This window comes from Pseudomonas sp. Irchel 3E13, assembly GCF_900187455.1.
In the GTDB taxonomy this organism is placed as follows: domain Bacteria; phylum Pseudomonadota; class Gammaproteobacteria; order Pseudomonadales; family Pseudomonadaceae; genus Aquipseudomonas.
The window spans coordinates 64,875-79,444 of the sequence record NZ_FYDX01000011.1 but is presented as its reverse complement, the minus strand read 5'-3'; the positions used below and the strand labels follow the sequence as shown (position 1 = coordinate 79,444).

The following is a 14,570-nucleotide window of genomic DNA, read 5'->3' as shown; positions in this document are numbered from 1 at the left end:
CCTGGCGTGTCGTCACTGACCCTGTTGTGCCTGCCGTACTCTGGCGCCAGCGCCATGGTCTACAGCCGTTGGCGGCGCAAATTGCCGGCCTGGCTGAACGTGCGTCCGGTCGAGTTGCCGGGCCGTGGCGCCCGCCTGGCCGAGCCGCTGCACACCGACCTGGCCGCGCTGGCCCGGCAACTGGCGGCCGAACAACGGCTGACCGCCAACCAGCCCTACGCCGTGCTGGGCCACAGCCTCGGCGCGTTGTTGGCCTTTGAGCTGGTACATGAACTGCAGGCGCTGGGCTGTCGCCCGCCGGTGGCGTTGTTCGCCTGCGGCACCGCCGCGCCGAGTCGCCGCGAGGAGTATGACGGCGCCCGTTTGCGCGAGGCGAAAAGCGATGCCGAGCTGATGGACGAGTTGCGCACCTTGCAGGGCACGCCCGAGGAAGTGCTGGCCAACGAAGAGCTGATGAGCCTGATGCTGCCGATCCTGCGCGCCGACTTCCTGCTCTGCGGGCATTACGCCTATCGCCAGCGTCCGGCCCTGCGCTGTCCGCTGCACGTCTTCGGCGGCGAAGACGACCGCGCCAGCGAGGAGCAGTTGCTGGCCTGGCGTGCGGAAACCCAGAGCGATTTCTCCCTGGAGGTGTTTCCGGGCGGGCACTTCTTCATCCACGAACATGAAGACCGCGTGCTGGGTGTGCTCAGCGCTGCGCTGGAGCCCCTGCGCCTGACGGCCTAGCCCGGCGATGCCGGCCCGGCGGTTGCCATCGGCACCCCGGGCTTGCATAGTCGGACACCCCCCGACTGCAAGGAGCCACCACGCAATGCTGATCGATTCCTCCCAGGCCACGCTGCTGGTCATCGACGTTCAGGAAAAACTCATCGGCGCGGTCAGCGACCCCGCTGGCACCCTGGCGCGCACCCGCTGGCTGCTCGCCGCCACCGCAGAGCTTGGGCTGCCGACGGTGATTTCCGAGCAATACCCCAAGGGCCTCGGCCACACCGTCGCCAGCCTGCTGGACGTCGCAGCCAGCGCCACGGTGGTGGAGAAACAGCACTTTTCCTGCGTGGCCGGCGAATGCCTGCCCGCCACGCTGCTGGCCCGCGAGCAGGTGATCGTGTGCGGTATGGAAACCCATGTCTGCGTGCTGCAGACCGTGCTCGAACTGCTGGCCCTGGGCAAGCAGGTGTTCGTGGTGGCCGATGCCTGCGACAGCCGCACCTCGTTCAGCAAAGCCACCGGCCTCGAACGCATGCGCGATGCCGGCGCGCAGATCGTCACCCGCGAAATGGTGCTGTTCGAACTGATGCGCAGCGCCGGCCACGAGAAATTCCGCCAGATCAGCAAGACCTTCCTGGTCGGGGAGCAGCCCTGAGGTTGATGGCAATTCGATATTCCCTGCTTTAAAGTGCGCGCTGGATTTCCACACTGACAGGATGTATCGATGGCTTCCCGCGCACTGGCTGTTCTCGGTTCGACCCTTACGCTCGCTTGCCTGCCAACACTGGCTCAGGCCCAGGCCACGGTGGCCCAGGTCTTCAATGGCGAGATGCTTGGCACCAACCTGCGCTATTTCGAATCCATCGCCGGGATTGCCAGGACCTCGGTGGGGGATGTCCACAGCTACCGCGTGCAGGGCTGCGAAATCTCCGCCAACGCCGCGGGCGGCACTGTCAGTGAACTGCGCCTGCAGCTTTCGCCTTCGTGCAAGGCCGATCTTTCCAGCTTCATCGGCACCTTCGCGCCGCCCGCCAACAAGCCGCTGACCTTCGGCGCGATGAGTGAATCCAGCGGCGGCCAGCTGGAGTTCTATGCCGACTGCCTGCACCTGTGCGGCAACGCGGCTGATCCCTCGGTGTACGCGCTTTGGCAGGGACCGCACGCGGTCAACTTCACCGAGGTTCTGCTGGAGGCTGTGCTGGCCGACGATGCCGCCATCAACGCCTCGAACCAGTGGAGCGAGGCCATGCAAAAAACCAAGGGCCAGGATTTCGTCATCGACACCCGCTTCAACTGCGAGCGCGACTTCGACGAGGTCGCCAACCAGAGTTTCAAGGGGGTGAAGGTGACTGCGGTGACCATCGGTACCGAACTGAACAAACCGGGTTGCTGAACAGGAGACCCAAGCGAATGGCACGTAAATCGGGCAAGACACTGGAGCGCACCTTGCGTGCGGATTACGGCAAGAACAACCCGCTGCCGAAGAAACTGCAGTTTCTCGCCGGGGTGAAATTCACGGCGGTGGCGTCGGTCATCCTGCCGGACGATGAGCGTGCCACTGATCTTGTCGAGTTCAAACCGGCGGTGTTGAAGAAGTTGCTCGGGCAGTTGGCCGATGCCAGCGCCGAACACTCCAGCGAGCAGGAAAAGGCGCTGCGTGCGAGCAAGCGGGCGCTGGGCAAGGCGGAAAAAGAGCTGCTGCGCAGCCAGGCGGATTTCGACGAACTCAAGGGCGAGGCGATCCTGCAGGAACAGTCCATTCTCGACCTGAAGGATCAGTTGCGCGACTTGCGCGCCCGCTGCCAGGACCTGGCCAGCGATCTTGAGCGGGAACAGTCGGCGCACCAGGTGGTCAAGCGAAACTACGAGCAGGTGCTGGCGAATCTCGAGGACGATTCGATCCCGCTGAAGTCGGACATACCGGGCGCCAGGGGACTTGAGGAAATCACCAACCGCAGGCGCGTGCCGGGCAGTTTCAAGTAGCGTCTTGCCCTGGGCCGCTGGCCCCCGCTACCGTGTTCGCATTGTCCGGGCAGGGGAGTGAAGCCAGTGAGCCGATTGACGGGGTTGATGCTGGTGCTGTTGCTGCTGGCCGGTTGCGCTGGCCAGCAGGCGAAACAGCAGGTGACACCGGAGCAGGCCCGGGCGCGCATCGCCGCGCTGCTGCCGGCCAGCGTCAGTGATCGTCAGGGCTGGGCCCGCGACATCGAGACGGCGTTCACCACTCAGAAGCTCGACCCCAGCCAGTCGAATATCTGCGCGGTGCTGGCGGTGACCGAGCAGGAATCCACCTTCAGCGCCGACCCTAAAGTGCCCAACCTTGGGCGTATCGCCCGCGAAGAAATCGACCGCCGCGCCGCCCGGGTGCTTGTGCCGAAAGCCTTGGTGGACGCCGCCCTCGACACCCGCTCGGCCAATGGCAAAACCTGGAACCAGCGCCTGGCGGCGGTGCGCAGTGAGCGGGAGCTGAGTCAGCTTTATGACGAACTGACCGGCTCGCTGCCGTTGGGCAAGTCGCTGCTCGGCGGCTTGAACCCGGTGCGCACCGGCGGGCCAATGCAGGTCAGCATCGATTTTGCCGAGGCCCATGCCCGTGACTATCCCTACCCGCATGACGGCAGCCTGCGCAACGAGGTGTTCAGCCGGCGCGGCGGGATGTATTTCGGCATCGCCCATTTGCTTGGGTATCCGGCCAACTACGACCAGCCGCTGTATCGCTTCGCCGATTTCAACGCGGGCTGGTACGCCAGCCGCAACGCCGCGTTTCAGAGCGCGCTGAGCCGGGTCACTGGCGTGGAGTTGGCGTTGGATGGCGACCTGATCGCGCCGGGTTCGATTCTGCCGGGGAGTACCGAAAAGGCGGCGCGGCGGCTGGGCGAGGAGTTCGGCATGCGCAACCCGACCCTGCGTAGTCAGTTGGAGAAGGGCGACCGTTATGAGTTCGAGGAAACCCGTTTGTACCAACAGGTCTTTGCCCTGGCCGACAAGGCGGCAGGTAAGCGCGTGCCGCGGGCGGTGTTGCCGGGGATCGAGCTGAAGAGCCCGAAGATTACCCGGCAATTGACCACGGCGTGGTTCGCCAAACGGGTGGATGAGCGGTATCAGCGGTGTATGAAGCAATAAAAGGCGAGGGCCGCCGTGCGGCCCTTCGCGAGCAAGCTCGCTCCTACAGGGCCCTTGGTTTAACCCTGACTCCCCGCCAACGCCCCCACCACCTGTTCCACCCCAGCCTTCAACCCGGCCAATGTGTCGTCACTGTCGGTGTCCACCACCACCAGCTTCGCGCCGGACGCGGCGATCACGTCCGCCACGGCCTGGCTCGGCTGTTTGTGGTGCAGCACCACGGCAACATCCTGCCCTTTCAACTCGTCCCCAAGGTGCTTGAGCTGTTCGGCCGTCCATTGGTCGTCGGCCACTTGCGGGTGGTCGATCAGGTCCAGGTTCAGCCCGCCGATCAGGTAGCCCAGGCGATCCGACAGGTTGACCACGCTGAGGTTGTCGGCCTCGGCCAGCTTCGCTTCGCTGCTGGCGCTGAGGTCGAGCAACTGGCGTTTGAGGGCGGCGAGGTTGCTCTGGATTTTCGGTTGGTCCGCCGGCGACAGGCGCCCGAGGTCGCTGGCCAGGACGTCGGCCATGCGCCCGAGGTTGGTCGGGTTCAGCCACGGGTAACCCGAGAACACGTTGTTGCCCTGTACGGCGATACCCGGCAGGGCACCGTCCACCGGCCGCGCGGCGTCGATTTCGACGATGCGGATATTGCTCCGGCGCGCCACCGGATACAGCGGGTCGTCGTTCCAGATCGAGCGCAGGCCGATCACCGCGTCAGCCTTGCCCGCAGATTTCTGCAGGCTCGCCAGGCCGCGACCGCTGAAGTAGGACGGCTGGCGGCTGGCGGGGATGTTCGCCGGCGCCGCCCGTTGCAGTTTGACCGAGGTGCCGTCCAGCAGCAGGCTGCCCAGGCCGTAGGTCACCGGCAGCGAGGCCAGCACGGTGACGCCGGCGGCCTGTTGCGCGGCGGGTTTCGCCGCGCTCTGGGCGTGGCTGGCGAGGGGCAGGCCGGCCAGCAGCAGGGCCAGGCTCAGGTGCTTGAGGGTTGGAGTCATGCCGGGTTTCCTTGCAGGCGTGGAACCAGGCCGCGTGCCAGCGCGGCGAGGGCGAAGAAGCTGCCGGCGACCAGGATGATCGCTGCGCCCGAAGGCACCGGCAGGTCGAAGACGATGGGCAGCAGGATGCCGATCAGGGTGCTGAAGGTGGCGATCAGCACCGACGCCCAGAAGAAGCCCTTCAGCGACTGGCTGACCAGCCGCGCCGCCGCCGCCGGAATCACCAATAGCGCGCCGACCAGGATGGCGCCGATGACTTTCACCGCCGCCACCGTGACCAGCGTCACCAGCACCACGAACAGGTAGTCCAGGCTCTTCACCGCGACGCCACGCACCGCCGCCAGTTGCGGGTTGAAGCTGGCCAGCATGATGCGGTTGTACAGCGGCAGCGCCAGCCCCAGCACCAGGCTGCCGACGATACCCAGCACCACCAGGTCCTGGCCGCTGACGGTGAGCACCGAGCCGAACAGCACGTTTTCGAGGATGTGCACGTTGATCTTGCCGGCCAGCATCAGCAGCAGGCTCGCGCCCAGCGCCAACGACACCGAAAGGAACACGCCGATCAGGGTGTCCGGCGACAGGCCGGTGCGGTTGCGCAGGAAGTTGAGCAGGATGCCGAACAGCAGGCAGTAGCCGAACAGGCTGCCGTAGGGGCCGGTGTAGGGTTCGCCGAGGAGGATGCCGATGGCCACGCCGGTCAGCGCCGCGTGACCCACGGCCTCGGAGAAGAAGGCGAAGCGCTTGACCACCACCAGCGTGCCGAGGCCGCCGAGCACCGGGCCGATCATCAGGCCGGCGAGCAGGGCGTTGACCACGAAACCGTAGGCCAGGGCTTCGGGCAGGTAGCCTGAGGACGCCCAGCCCTGGATCAGCAGGCGGAATTCTTCGTAGTTCATCAGGCGGTGCTCTCGCTGCGCGGGTGAATGGAAAACAGCCCGAGCAGCCGCTCAGGGGTCAGCGCTTCTTTCGGCGGCGCGTCGAACAGCACTCGCCGGCTCAGCCCGGTAACCCGGTCGGCCAGGCGCGCCACGGCTTCCAGGTCGTGCTCGATCCACAGCACGGTGGTCCCGGCCTGGCGCCACTCCTGCAGCAGGCGTTCGAACACTTGGGCACCGGCTTCGTCCAGCGCCGACATCGGTTCATCCAGCACCAGCAGTTGCGGCGCCGGGATCAGCCCCTGGGCCAGCAGCACCCGCTGGCGTTCGCCGCCAGACAGCGCGCCCATGCGCCGCTTGCGTTTGTCCTGCATGCCGACCCGGGCCAGGGCCGCGTCGATGGCCGGCGTCACCCGCCGCGACAGGCCGAGGAAGGCCGGCGTGCGCTGGCACATGGCGGCCATGAAATCGTCCACGGTCATCGGCAGGCCGCGGTCGAACTCCAGGGCTTGCGGCACGTAGCCGATCACCTGGCCGTTGTCCGGCCAGTTCAGCGCCAGGCGGCCCTGGTGCGGCATTTGCCCGAGCAGGGTCTTGATCAGCGAACTCTTGCCGCCGCCGTTGGGGCCGACGATGGCGTGCACGCTGCCGGCCGCGACCTGGAAGCTGACCTGATCGAGAATCCGCGTGCGGCCCAGGGTCAGGTCGATGCCGCTGAACTCGATGGACGGCCCGCGCGGTGCGGCGACGACGTTCTCGGCCACGGTCATGCCTGGTTCTCCTTGATCGCCCGGACCACGGTATCGAGGTTGCGCTTCATCTCCACCTCGTATTTCTCCTTGGTGTACTCGCCGTAGGAGATGTGGGTGAGCGGGTAGAGCTTGACCCCGGCCTCGCGCTGGATGGTCTCGACGTAGGCCGACGGGAAGTCCATCTCGGAGAAGATCACTTTGACGTCCAGCGCATGCAGTTGGTCGATGGTCTTTTTCAGTTGCGCCGGGCTCGGCTCGATGCCGTGGGCGGGTTCCACCACCGCGGTGACTTCCAGGCCGAACTCGCGCACCAGGTAGTCATACGCCGCGTGGATGGTGGCGACGCGGAAGGACGGGTTTGGCGCTTCGGTCAGTTGCGCCAGGGCGTCGGCGCGCAGCTTGCGCAGGCGCTTGGCGTAGTCGCGGGCGTTCTTGCTGTAGTACTTGGCGTTGTCCGGGTCGAGCTTGCCCAGTTCGCGGGCGATGTTGTTGATCTGCGCGATGCTGGCGCTGATCGACAGGAAGGTGTGCGGGTTGACCACCTTGCCGGCGCCACGGGCGGCGATGCCGGTGGCGGCGAGCAGCGGCACGTTGGCGTTGGATTCGATGGTGGCGATGTTCGGTTTTTCGCTGGCGGCGATCATGCGGTCGGCGAAGTCGTCATGGCCCACGCCGTTGAGCACCACCACGTCCAGCGAGCCGATGCGCTTGATGTCTTCGGCGCGCGGCTCGTAGGCATGCGGGTTGAAGCCGGCGGGAATCAACGGCACCACCTCGGCGCGGTCACCGACGATATTGCTGACGTAGCTGTAGTACGGGTGCAGGGTGATGCCGATGCGCAGCGGCTTGCCGTTTTCGGCGAGGGCCAGGGCGGGCAGGGCAAGGGCGACGAACAGACTGAGAACGCGGACGAGGGCGGAGCGGAGCATGGGCATTCCTTGGCGGTCAGTGCTGATGCTGGCGGGTGACACCGGCGTCATAGTGGGCGGCGATCTGTTTCCAGCCGGCGTCTTGCAGGGCGCTGGCCGACAGTTCGGCGGGCAAGGCTGGCTGGGCGGTGCGGTTGAGCCAGACATCGGCGTTGCCGTCGTGCGCCTCGGGTACCAGCAGCAGGAAGCTGCCAGCGGTTTCCGGGCGCGGGCTCAGGCCCAGGTAGGCATTGCCCGGCACCTGACGCCACTGGTGTTCGCCACGGGTGACGCTGCTGGCATCGGCGACGAAGGGAGCGAAGCCTTCCTCCACCAGCAACTCGATGCTGACCAGCCCCGGCTCTTCTTCGCGGCGCGCCTGGATTTCGTCGAAGGCCACCCGCAGGTCGGTGTAGATGCCCTGTTCGGCGGCGTTGAGATCGCGGCGGGCATCCAGTTGATGGGCCTCGATCCGGGTTTCGTCCTCGCGCTCGCCGCGCAGCGCCACCACCGTGGCGGCCAGAGCCAGGATCAGCAGGGCGACCAGCAGCACGTAGAGGGTTTCATGCCCGGCGCCGGCCGGGCGGACCACCTGGACCCGGCTCATGGCTCACCGATGTCGGCGTAGTCGATTTCCACGACGTGGCCGGGGCCCGCGTCGAACAGCACATAGAACTCGCCGGCCGGGCGCTTGAAGGTCAGGGTCGAATCGTCGCCGAGCTTGCCGGGGACCAGCACGCTTTCGTCGTAGCCGATCACGTCCAGGGTCACCCCCGGTGCGCCGCTGCCGTCGGAGAAGCCGCCGGTGCACTTGATCTGCTCGCCGTCGATCGGCTCGCACTGGCACATCGGGTTGTGCGCCAGGGCGGGGCCGGCGAGCGCCAGCAGGAACAGGGGCAGGGCAAGCCTGCCGGCCTTGAGTTTCATCATTTGCCTCCTTGTTTGTTCAGCCAGGCGACGGTGGCGGGCGAGGCCTTGGCCAGGGGGACCGAGGCCTGGTGCATGCTGCCGTCCCAGCCTTCGAGGGTGATCCACAGTTCGGCGTCGGCGCGGGTGCGCTCCGGCACCGGCAGGCTGGTGCCCATGCGGTACGGCGTGCCGAAGAAAATCGTGCCGGCGGCGCGCAGGCTGCGCGGCTTGCCGATGCGCAGGTAGGCGGCCTTGACCTCGCCGATGCAGGTCTTGCACAGCGCCGCGTTGAACGACTTGAAGTAGCCGGCCGGTCCGTCCTGGCGCGGGGCTTCGTCGCGCAGCTCGGCGAGGGTCAGGCTCCACGGGCCGACCTGGATATCGTCGATCGGCGTCGCGCCCAGGCCGCTGTCGCCGCGAAACAGCGCGGCGTCGGCGAAGTACTTGGGCATAAAGCCCAGCGGGATCAGCAGCAACAGGATGTTCAGGTGGAAACGCCACTTCAGCCACGCCTGCTTCAGCGGGCTCGGCTTGACGGCGGCATTCAGGGTCTGGCTCATGGTTGCACCTGCGTGGCGGATTCCTGGGCGACCTGGCGCGATCGCGGTTTCTTTTCGCTGCGCTTGAGCGCGGCGGCGGTGGCCTGGGCGGTGCGCTTGGTCCAGATCAGCAGGCCGCTGAGCACCATCATCGACAGCAACAGGCCGAAGAAGGCCCAGATCAGCTTGATGGCCAGGCCGCCGAAGTCACCGGTGTGCAGCGGGCGCATCGACTCGGTGACGAACTCCAGCGCCGAGCGGTCCGAGACCAGGAACGAGGCGTCGACATTCCGGGTGTAGGGGTTGACGTTGGCGGTCTGGAACATCAGCGGATACCAGCCGCGGCCGCCGAGGTAGATGTGCCCGTAGGCGTTCGACGGCAGTTGCGCGAAGGTGACGTCGAGGCCGGGAATCTGCGTGGTGGCGATGCGGGTGGCTTCGTCGAGGTCGATGCGCGGCACTGGTTTCAGGCTGTCCGAGAGCGGCACGTCTTCGCGGGCGATCACCGGGGTGACTGGCTCGGTGGAAATCGTGATGTGGTTGTCGCCGAGGATCGCCTGGATCAGGAACCAGGTGCCGGTGATGGAAATCACCGCGATGAACCAGATCGACCAGATGCCGCTCAGGCGGTGGAAGTCGCCCCAGAAAATCCGCGCGCCGTGGTTGAAGCGCAGCACCGGTTTGAAAAAGCCCTTCCAGAATTTCTTGTAGACCACCAGCCCGGTGACCAGCGAGGCCAGCATCGGCAGGCCCAACAGCGACACCAGATACCAGCCCCAGCTATAGCCGTTGGTGAACGGCACCAGCCACCAGCCATGCAGGGCGCGGGTGAAGGCTTCGAAGTTGAACTCCGGGCTCTTGCCCTGGATCGCCCCGGTGTACGGGTTGACGTAGAGCGTCGGCGCGGTGCCGTCGGGGAAGGTTACTGCCGCGGTCAGGGCGAAGTGCGAACCGTCCGGCTGGCTGATGAAGCGCACGGCCATGTCCGGCTCGGCCTTGTGCAGCACGTCGAGTACCTGCTGGAAGCTCAGGCGTTCGGCATCACCGTCAGGCTTGCTGGCGCGCACGTCGGGGTTCGCCAGCCAGACGATCTCCTGGCTGACCACCGCCAGGGTGCCGGTGACACAGACGATCAGCACGAAGAACCAGATCGGCAGAGCGAGCCAGCTGTGGACGAGGAACCACAACCTGGATTTGGACTTTTTCGATTGTTGGGCCATTGCTTCTGTCTTGTTCGTAAAAAGTGGGGTCGAGCCGACGCTCAACCTGAGGGCTGCACTTATAAGGACGAACGAGAATTGAAAACCCACCAGTAGAAATGTAAGCAAATGCTTCGGAGGCGGGTTTTCTGGCCAATTTTCGAGCTTTTTGCAGGATGGTGTGATTGCTCACTGCTCCTTGTGCGGGTCTCTGGGGCCTCATCCACAGAGCCCTTCTGCGCATAAACGAAACCACCCCGAAAAAATTTACCGCCGTTGGTCAGAGCTCCCGCGCCACCCGGAACCCGATCCAGTCGCCGCGAGCGGTGGCATGGGCATTGTTGCGATTGCCCGAGCGGGAAAAGATCGGCGCTTCGCCCCAGTCGTTGCCGCGAATATTGACGATGTCGCAGCCTGCCGTGGCCCAGGCGCTGCCATCGGCCGGCGCCCCGACATAACTGTCGTGATAACAATCGGCGACCCACTCGTAGACGTTGCCGTGCATGTCATACACACCGAAGTCATTCGGCGCGTAGCTGCCCACCGGCGAGGTGAAGCTGTAGCCGTCCTTGGGGCCGTAGACGTTGGCGTTGCGGCTGATTTCGTACTCGGCGTCCGGGTCCAGCGGGAACGGGAACGGCCCGGTGCTGCCGGCGCGGGCGGCGTACTCGCGTTCTGCCTCGCTGACCATGCGGTAGTGCTTGCCGGTTTTCTTCGACAGCCACGCCACATAGTTCTCGACGTCGTGGTAGCTCATGCACACCGCCGGCTGTTTCGGCCCCTGCTTGTAACGCGGCTTGCTGGCCTTGCATTCGCGGCCCGGGCGGGTGTCGCCGTCGGCGATCTTCGCTCCGGACTCGCGCACGTAGGCGTCCCACTCACCCGCAGTGACCTGGTAGCGGCTGATGGCGAACGGCTTGGCGAAGGTCACTTGGTGCAGCGGCCCTTCGTCGGGCTGGCGACCGACTTCGTCGTCCGGGGTGCCCATCATGTAGCTGCCGGCCGGCAGCACGACCATGTCCGGGCAGGCAGCCTTGCAGTCGCGCAACACGGCGCCGGGCGTGGCGTCGGCGGCCAGGGCGGGCAGGCTGGCGGCGCCGAGCAGCGCGGCCAGGGTCAGGCGGGAGAAGGTGGAGGTCATGAGGGGGCCTTATTTCAGAGTTTCTGGGTCAGCAGGGCCATGGCCCGGTCGATTTCCTGCTCGTTGTTGAGCAGGCTCGGCGCGAAGCGGATCACTGGGCCGACATCGCGGTACACGGCGTCCACCATCACCTTGTTGTCGCAGAGGAAGGCCGCGACGGCGTCCGGGTCGCGGTCCTTGATGCGGAAGAAGGTGAAGCCGGCGGAAAACTCGCGGCTTTTTGGCGTGACCAACTGGATCTGCTTGTGCTCCAGCAGGCGCGCCTTGAGTTGGTCGTTGAGCTGGTGGATACGCTCCTGCACGTCGGCCTTGCCCAGTTGCAGGTGCAACTCGAAGGCCTTGCCCACCGCCCAGCGGTGCTCGAAGGCGTGGTAGCCGCCGGGGGTCATGATGGTGGCGAAGTCTTCTTCCTGGGAAAACGTGGCGAAGGTCGGCGTCAGGTGCTGCATCTTCTCCGACGCGGCGCAGATGATCCCGGTGCCGCGAGGGCCGAACATCCACTTGTGGGTGCCGGAGATGAAGTAGTCGCAGTTGAAGTCGGCGAAGCGCACGTTGTCGACGCCGAAGCCGTGCACGCCGTCCACCACGTAGATGATCCGCCGCGATTCATCGCGGTTGCGGTTGTGCTGGCGGATCAGTTCGCCGATCTCGCCGGCCGGCAGTTTCACGCCGCTGCCGGAGTGCACCCAGGTCATGCCGACCACGCGGGTTTCCGGGCGGATGTTCTTGTCGATGGTGCTCAGCACCTGATCCTTGGAGATGTCCCACGGGTTGTCGAACAGGCGCAGCTTGCGCACCTTGGTGCCTTGGCGCTGGGTGCGGAAAGCCAGGGATTTGTGGGTCGAATAGTGCTCGTGTTCGGTGGTGAGGATTTCCTGGTTGGCGGACACGTTGAGGCCGCCGTAGATCATGCCCAGGCCCTCGGTGGTGCTGCCGGTCAGGGCGATCTGCCTTGGGCGTACTTCCAGGTAGCGCGCAGCCCATTCGCGGACTTCGCCTTCGCGGTTCCACTCGTACTGGCTTTCCCAGTCCATCAAGGCGGCGGGGTTGCGGTCGATTTCGCGGCGGTAGTAGTCGATGGCGTCCTGCACCGGGCGCGGGTGGGCGGTGACCAGGAAATTGGCGAAGTGCGCGGTCTCGCGGTCCAGCGGGAACAGGTCGCGCAGGTTGCGCCATTTGTCCGGGCCGCTCAGGGGCGCGGCGGCGCGGGCGGTCTGCGGTATGGGTTCGGCGGCGCTGGCCAGGGTGCTGGCCAACGGCAGGCCGGCGCTCAGTACGGCGGCCTGCTTAAGAAAGGTGCGGCGGTCGGTCATGGCGCGGGCGTTCCGGTTCAAGGCGTGAGGGAGGCGACGGGGCGGGCGGCTTTCTGCACTTGCTCCCAGGCCCGCAGGAAGTTGCCGCCCCAGAGCTTGGCGATATCGGCCTCGCTGTAGCCGCGGGTCAGCAGCTCGGCGGTGATGTTGCGAATCTCGCTGACATCTTTCCAGCCAGCCAGGCCGCCGCCATCGTTGAAGTCGGAGGCGATGCCGACGTGATCGATGCCGACTTTCTTCACCGCGTAATCGATGGCGTCGCCGAACGCCTTGAGGCCGGCCTTGGGTTCCGCCTCGACGATGCCATAGAGGTTGCTGGCGTATTCGCCGAAGCGCGATTCCGGCCAGATGGCGATCACCGCGTCACCCGGCATCAGGGCATTGGCCAGGCCTTGCAGCGGTTGCAGGTCGAACCGGGCACGCAGCGCTTCGAGCTTGTCCAGGGTCGGCTTGCTCAGCGGCTTGAGGTAGGTGGGGAAGCCGACGATCTGGATCACGCCGCCGCTGTCCTTGATCAGTTGCATTTCCTTGTCGCTGAGGTTACGCGGGATGTCCACCAGCGCCCGCGGCGCCGAGTGCGAGGCGACCAGCGGCGCACGGCTCAGGCGGGCGACGTCTTCCAGGGCCAGGGTCGACATCTGCGACACATCGATGATCACGCCCAGGTCGTTGAGCTTGGTCACGGCCTGCTCACCCAGCGGCGACAGGCCGCCGAGGGCGTCGGCGGTGTCGTTGAAGAACGGCAGCGGGCGCGAAGAGTCGGCCCAGGCGTTGTTGCCGACGTAGCTGAAGCCGAACATGCGCATGCCGCGCGCGGTCCACAGGTCCAGTTGCGACAGGTCGGTGCCCAGCGGGTAGGCGTTGAGCATGCTGATGAAGATGGCGAACTTGCCTTCGCCGTGCAGGCGGCGGAAGTCGTCGGGGGTGTAGGCGACGCCGACCTGGTTGGGGAAGTCGCGAACCATGCCGCTGATGATCTGGTAGCGCACTTCCTGCTGGTGCCGCGCTTCGTCGACGAAGCCGGGCGTGGGGCGGTGCGGGGCGTTGGGGCCGTTCCACAGCTCCGGCCAACCGAAGATGGTCAGCGCGGCGCCGGACAGCCGGCCGCGCCCGGCCTTGACCAGGTCGAACTGGCCCGGGCCGTCCTTGTCGGCTTCGCGGCCGGCGCTGCCGAATTCCAGCGGGACGGTGATGTGGCTGTCGAACGAGATCATGTGTTCATGCAGGGCGTTGGCCTGCTCGACGATCTTGCGCGGGTAGCCGGTGTCGTCTTTCCAGTACAGCCAGCCGGCGGCGGCTGCGCCGAGGCTCACCGCCAGGGCGAGCGGCAGGCCGATGTACAGGGCTTTGCGGGAACGGGGTCTGGTCATTGCCATCTCGGTCCGGTTCAGGAGGGCGATCCCGCCGGTGCGCGGACAGAGATCGGTATCAGGGGAAGGACGAAGAACCGGGCGGGAAATTTATGGGGGACGGGCGGCCTAAAGTTTTGTTTGTAACGGCCGATGTCATGACAGACCTTAATTTCAGGACGTTTTCTCTCATGGCCGATCTTATCCAGTCCCTGGCGTCGAACCTTTCGATTGCAGGTGTGCGTAGCAATGTGACTGCGAAAACCAACGTTGACGGTCAGGCGACCCCGGTCGAAGGCACTGTGAAGGCTGATCTGTCTGCTGTGCGCAGCGAAGGCAAGGCCGCGGCGACCCAGTCCGAGACCGCTGATTCGAACGAGTCGCAGGAGGTCAAGCAACTGCGCGAGCAGGTCAAGCAGTTGCAGAAGCAACTGGCCGAGCAGCAGAAGCAACTGCAGGAAGCCATGGCCAGCAAGGAAGACGACCGCACCAAATCGGTCAAGGTAGCGGCCGCCCAGGCGGCGGTGGCGACCACCACCGGGCAATTGCTGCAGGCGACCGGTGCGTTGCTGCAGGCGCTGACCGAGGCGGGTGATAGCTCGGCGGGAAGTTCGGTGAATACCACCGCTTGATAATGAAAAAAGGCCCGGTCAGATGACCGGGCCTTTTTTCATTGGGGTGCGCATCGCGACGGTTCGGCGCCCCGACGAGCTCGCTCCTACAGAGGGGCAATGTGCTCTGTAGGAGCGAGCTTGCTCGCGATAAAGCGTCCGA

Annotated in this window: 17 protein-coding genes; 6 read left to right on the top strand and 11 right to left on the bottom strand. The window is 65.8% G+C overall.

The annotated features are described in order from the left end of the window. The first annotated feature begins 6 nt into the window (after positions 1-6). From CKW37_RS20130 to CKW37_RS20110, 5 genes are all read left to right on the top strand, one after another. Positions 7-726: a thioesterase II family protein gene (locus CKW37_RS20130; RefSeq protein WP_095157709.1), complete on the top strand. Its 720-nt coding sequence runs from the start codon at positions 7-9 to the stop codon at positions 724-726. 85 nt (positions 727-811) lie between these two features. Beyond that, positions 812-1,363: a hydrolase gene (locus CKW37_RS20125; RefSeq protein WP_095157702.1), complete on the top strand. Its 552-nt coding sequence runs from the start codon at positions 812-814 to the stop codon at positions 1,361-1,363. A 69-nt stretch (positions 1,364-1,432) separates the two neighbouring features. Further along, the gene (locus tag CKW37_RS20120; protein ID WP_095157700.1) at positions 1,433-2,101 is read left to right on the top strand and encodes a hypothetical protein; all 669 of its coding nucleotides are present in this window, start codon (positions 1,433-1,435) and stop codon (positions 2,099-2,101) included. Between the two features lie 17 nt (positions 2,102-2,118). After that, a complete protein-coding gene (locus CKW37_RS20115; RefSeq protein ID WP_095157698.1) occupies positions 2,119-2,691 on the top strand; it encodes a hypothetical protein in 573 nt (190 codons plus the stop codon). An 87-nt stretch (positions 2,692-2,778) separates the two neighbouring features. Then, the gene (locus tag CKW37_RS20110; protein WP_095157696.1) at positions 2,779-3,831 is read left to right on the top strand and encodes a DUF1615 domain-containing protein; all 1,053 of its coding nucleotides are present in this window, start codon (positions 2,779-2,781) and stop codon (positions 3,829-3,831) included. Between the two features lie 59 nt (positions 3,832-3,890). On the opposite strand, the gene CKW37_RS20105 is transcribed toward CKW37_RS20110, so the two are convergent. The 11 genes from CKW37_RS20105 to pvdM all read right to left on the bottom strand — a co-directional run bounded on the left by CKW37_RS20105 (position 3,891) and on the right by pvdM (position 13,817). Next, positions 3,891-4,811: a metal ABC transporter solute-binding protein, Zn/Mn family gene (locus tag CKW37_RS20105; RefSeq protein WP_095157694.1), complete on the bottom strand. Its 921-nt coding sequence runs from the start codon at positions 4,809-4,811 to the stop codon at positions 3,891-3,893. Next, on the bottom strand, positions 4,808-5,707 hold the full coding sequence (locus CKW37_RS20100; protein WP_095157692.1) for a metal ABC transporter permease: 900 nt from the start codon (positions 5,705-5,707) through the stop codon (positions 4,808-4,810). The genes CKW37_RS20105 and CKW37_RS20100 overlap by 4 nt, the downstream gene beginning before the upstream one ends. Further along, complete coding sequence (locus CKW37_RS20095; protein WP_095157690.1) at positions 5,707-6,456, bottom strand: metal ABC transporter ATP-binding protein; 750 nt, start codon at positions 6,454-6,456, stop codon at positions 5,707-5,709. Before CKW37_RS20095 ends, CKW37_RS20100 begins: the two co-directional genes overlap by 1 nt. Continuing rightward, positions 6,453-7,367 (bottom strand): metal ABC transporter solute-binding protein, Zn/Mn family, encoded by a 915-nt coding sequence (locus CKW37_RS20090; protein ID WP_177454453.1) that lies wholly within the window; start codon positions 7,365-7,367, stop codon positions 6,453-6,455. Before CKW37_RS20090 ends, CKW37_RS20095 begins: the two co-directional genes overlap by 4 nt. A 16-nt stretch (positions 7,368-7,383) precedes the next feature. Further along, positions 7,384-7,953 (bottom strand): DUF6162 family protein, encoded by a 570-nt coding sequence (locus CKW37_RS20085; protein ID WP_095157688.1) that lies wholly within the window; start codon positions 7,951-7,953, stop codon positions 7,384-7,386. Next, on the bottom strand, positions 7,950-8,273 hold the full coding sequence (locus tag CKW37_RS20080) for a hypothetical protein (protein ID WP_095157686.1): 324 nt from the start codon (positions 8,271-8,273) through the stop codon (positions 7,950-7,952). Before CKW37_RS20080 ends, CKW37_RS20085 begins: the two co-directional genes overlap by 4 nt. Next, entirely contained in the window at positions 8,273-8,815 is a 543-nt protein-coding gene (locus CKW37_RS20075; RefSeq protein WP_095157684.1) for a thiamine pyrophosphate-binding protein, read from the bottom strand. Before CKW37_RS20075 ends, CKW37_RS20080 begins: the two co-directional genes overlap by 1 nt. Next, complete coding sequence (locus CKW37_RS20070) at positions 8,812-10,014, bottom strand: PepSY domain-containing protein (RefSeq protein ID WP_095157682.1); 1,203 nt, start codon at positions 10,012-10,014, stop codon at positions 8,812-8,814. The genes CKW37_RS20075 and CKW37_RS20070 overlap by 4 nt, the downstream gene beginning before the upstream one ends. A gap of 259 nt (positions 10,015-10,273) precedes the next feature. Continuing rightward, positions 10,274-11,134 (bottom strand): formylglycine-generating enzyme family protein, encoded by an 861-nt coding sequence (locus CKW37_RS20065; RefSeq protein ID WP_095157680.1) that lies wholly within the window; start codon positions 11,132-11,134, stop codon positions 10,274-10,276. Between the two features lie 14 nt (positions 11,135-11,148). Beyond that, positions 11,149-12,447, bottom strand: coding sequence for an aminotransferase class V-fold PLP-dependent enzyme (locus CKW37_RS20060; protein WP_095157678.1), 1,299 nt, complete (start codon positions 12,445-12,447; stop codon positions 11,149-11,151). A 17-nt stretch (positions 12,448-12,464) separates the two neighbouring features. Next, on the bottom strand, positions 12,465-13,817 hold the full coding sequence (gene pvdM, locus CKW37_RS20055) for a pyoverdine-tailoring dipeptidase-like protein PvdM (protein ID WP_095157676.1): 1,353 nt from the start codon (positions 13,815-13,817) through the stop codon (positions 12,465-12,467). A gap of 170 nt (positions 13,818-13,987) precedes the next feature. Here pvdM and CKW37_RS20050 point away from each other — a divergent pair, with 170 nt between their 5' ends. Next, positions 13,988-14,428, top strand: coding sequence for a hypothetical protein (locus CKW37_RS20050; protein WP_095157674.1), 441 nt, complete (start codon positions 13,988-13,990; stop codon positions 14,426-14,428). The last annotated feature ends 142 nt before the right edge of the window (positions 14,429-14,570 follow it).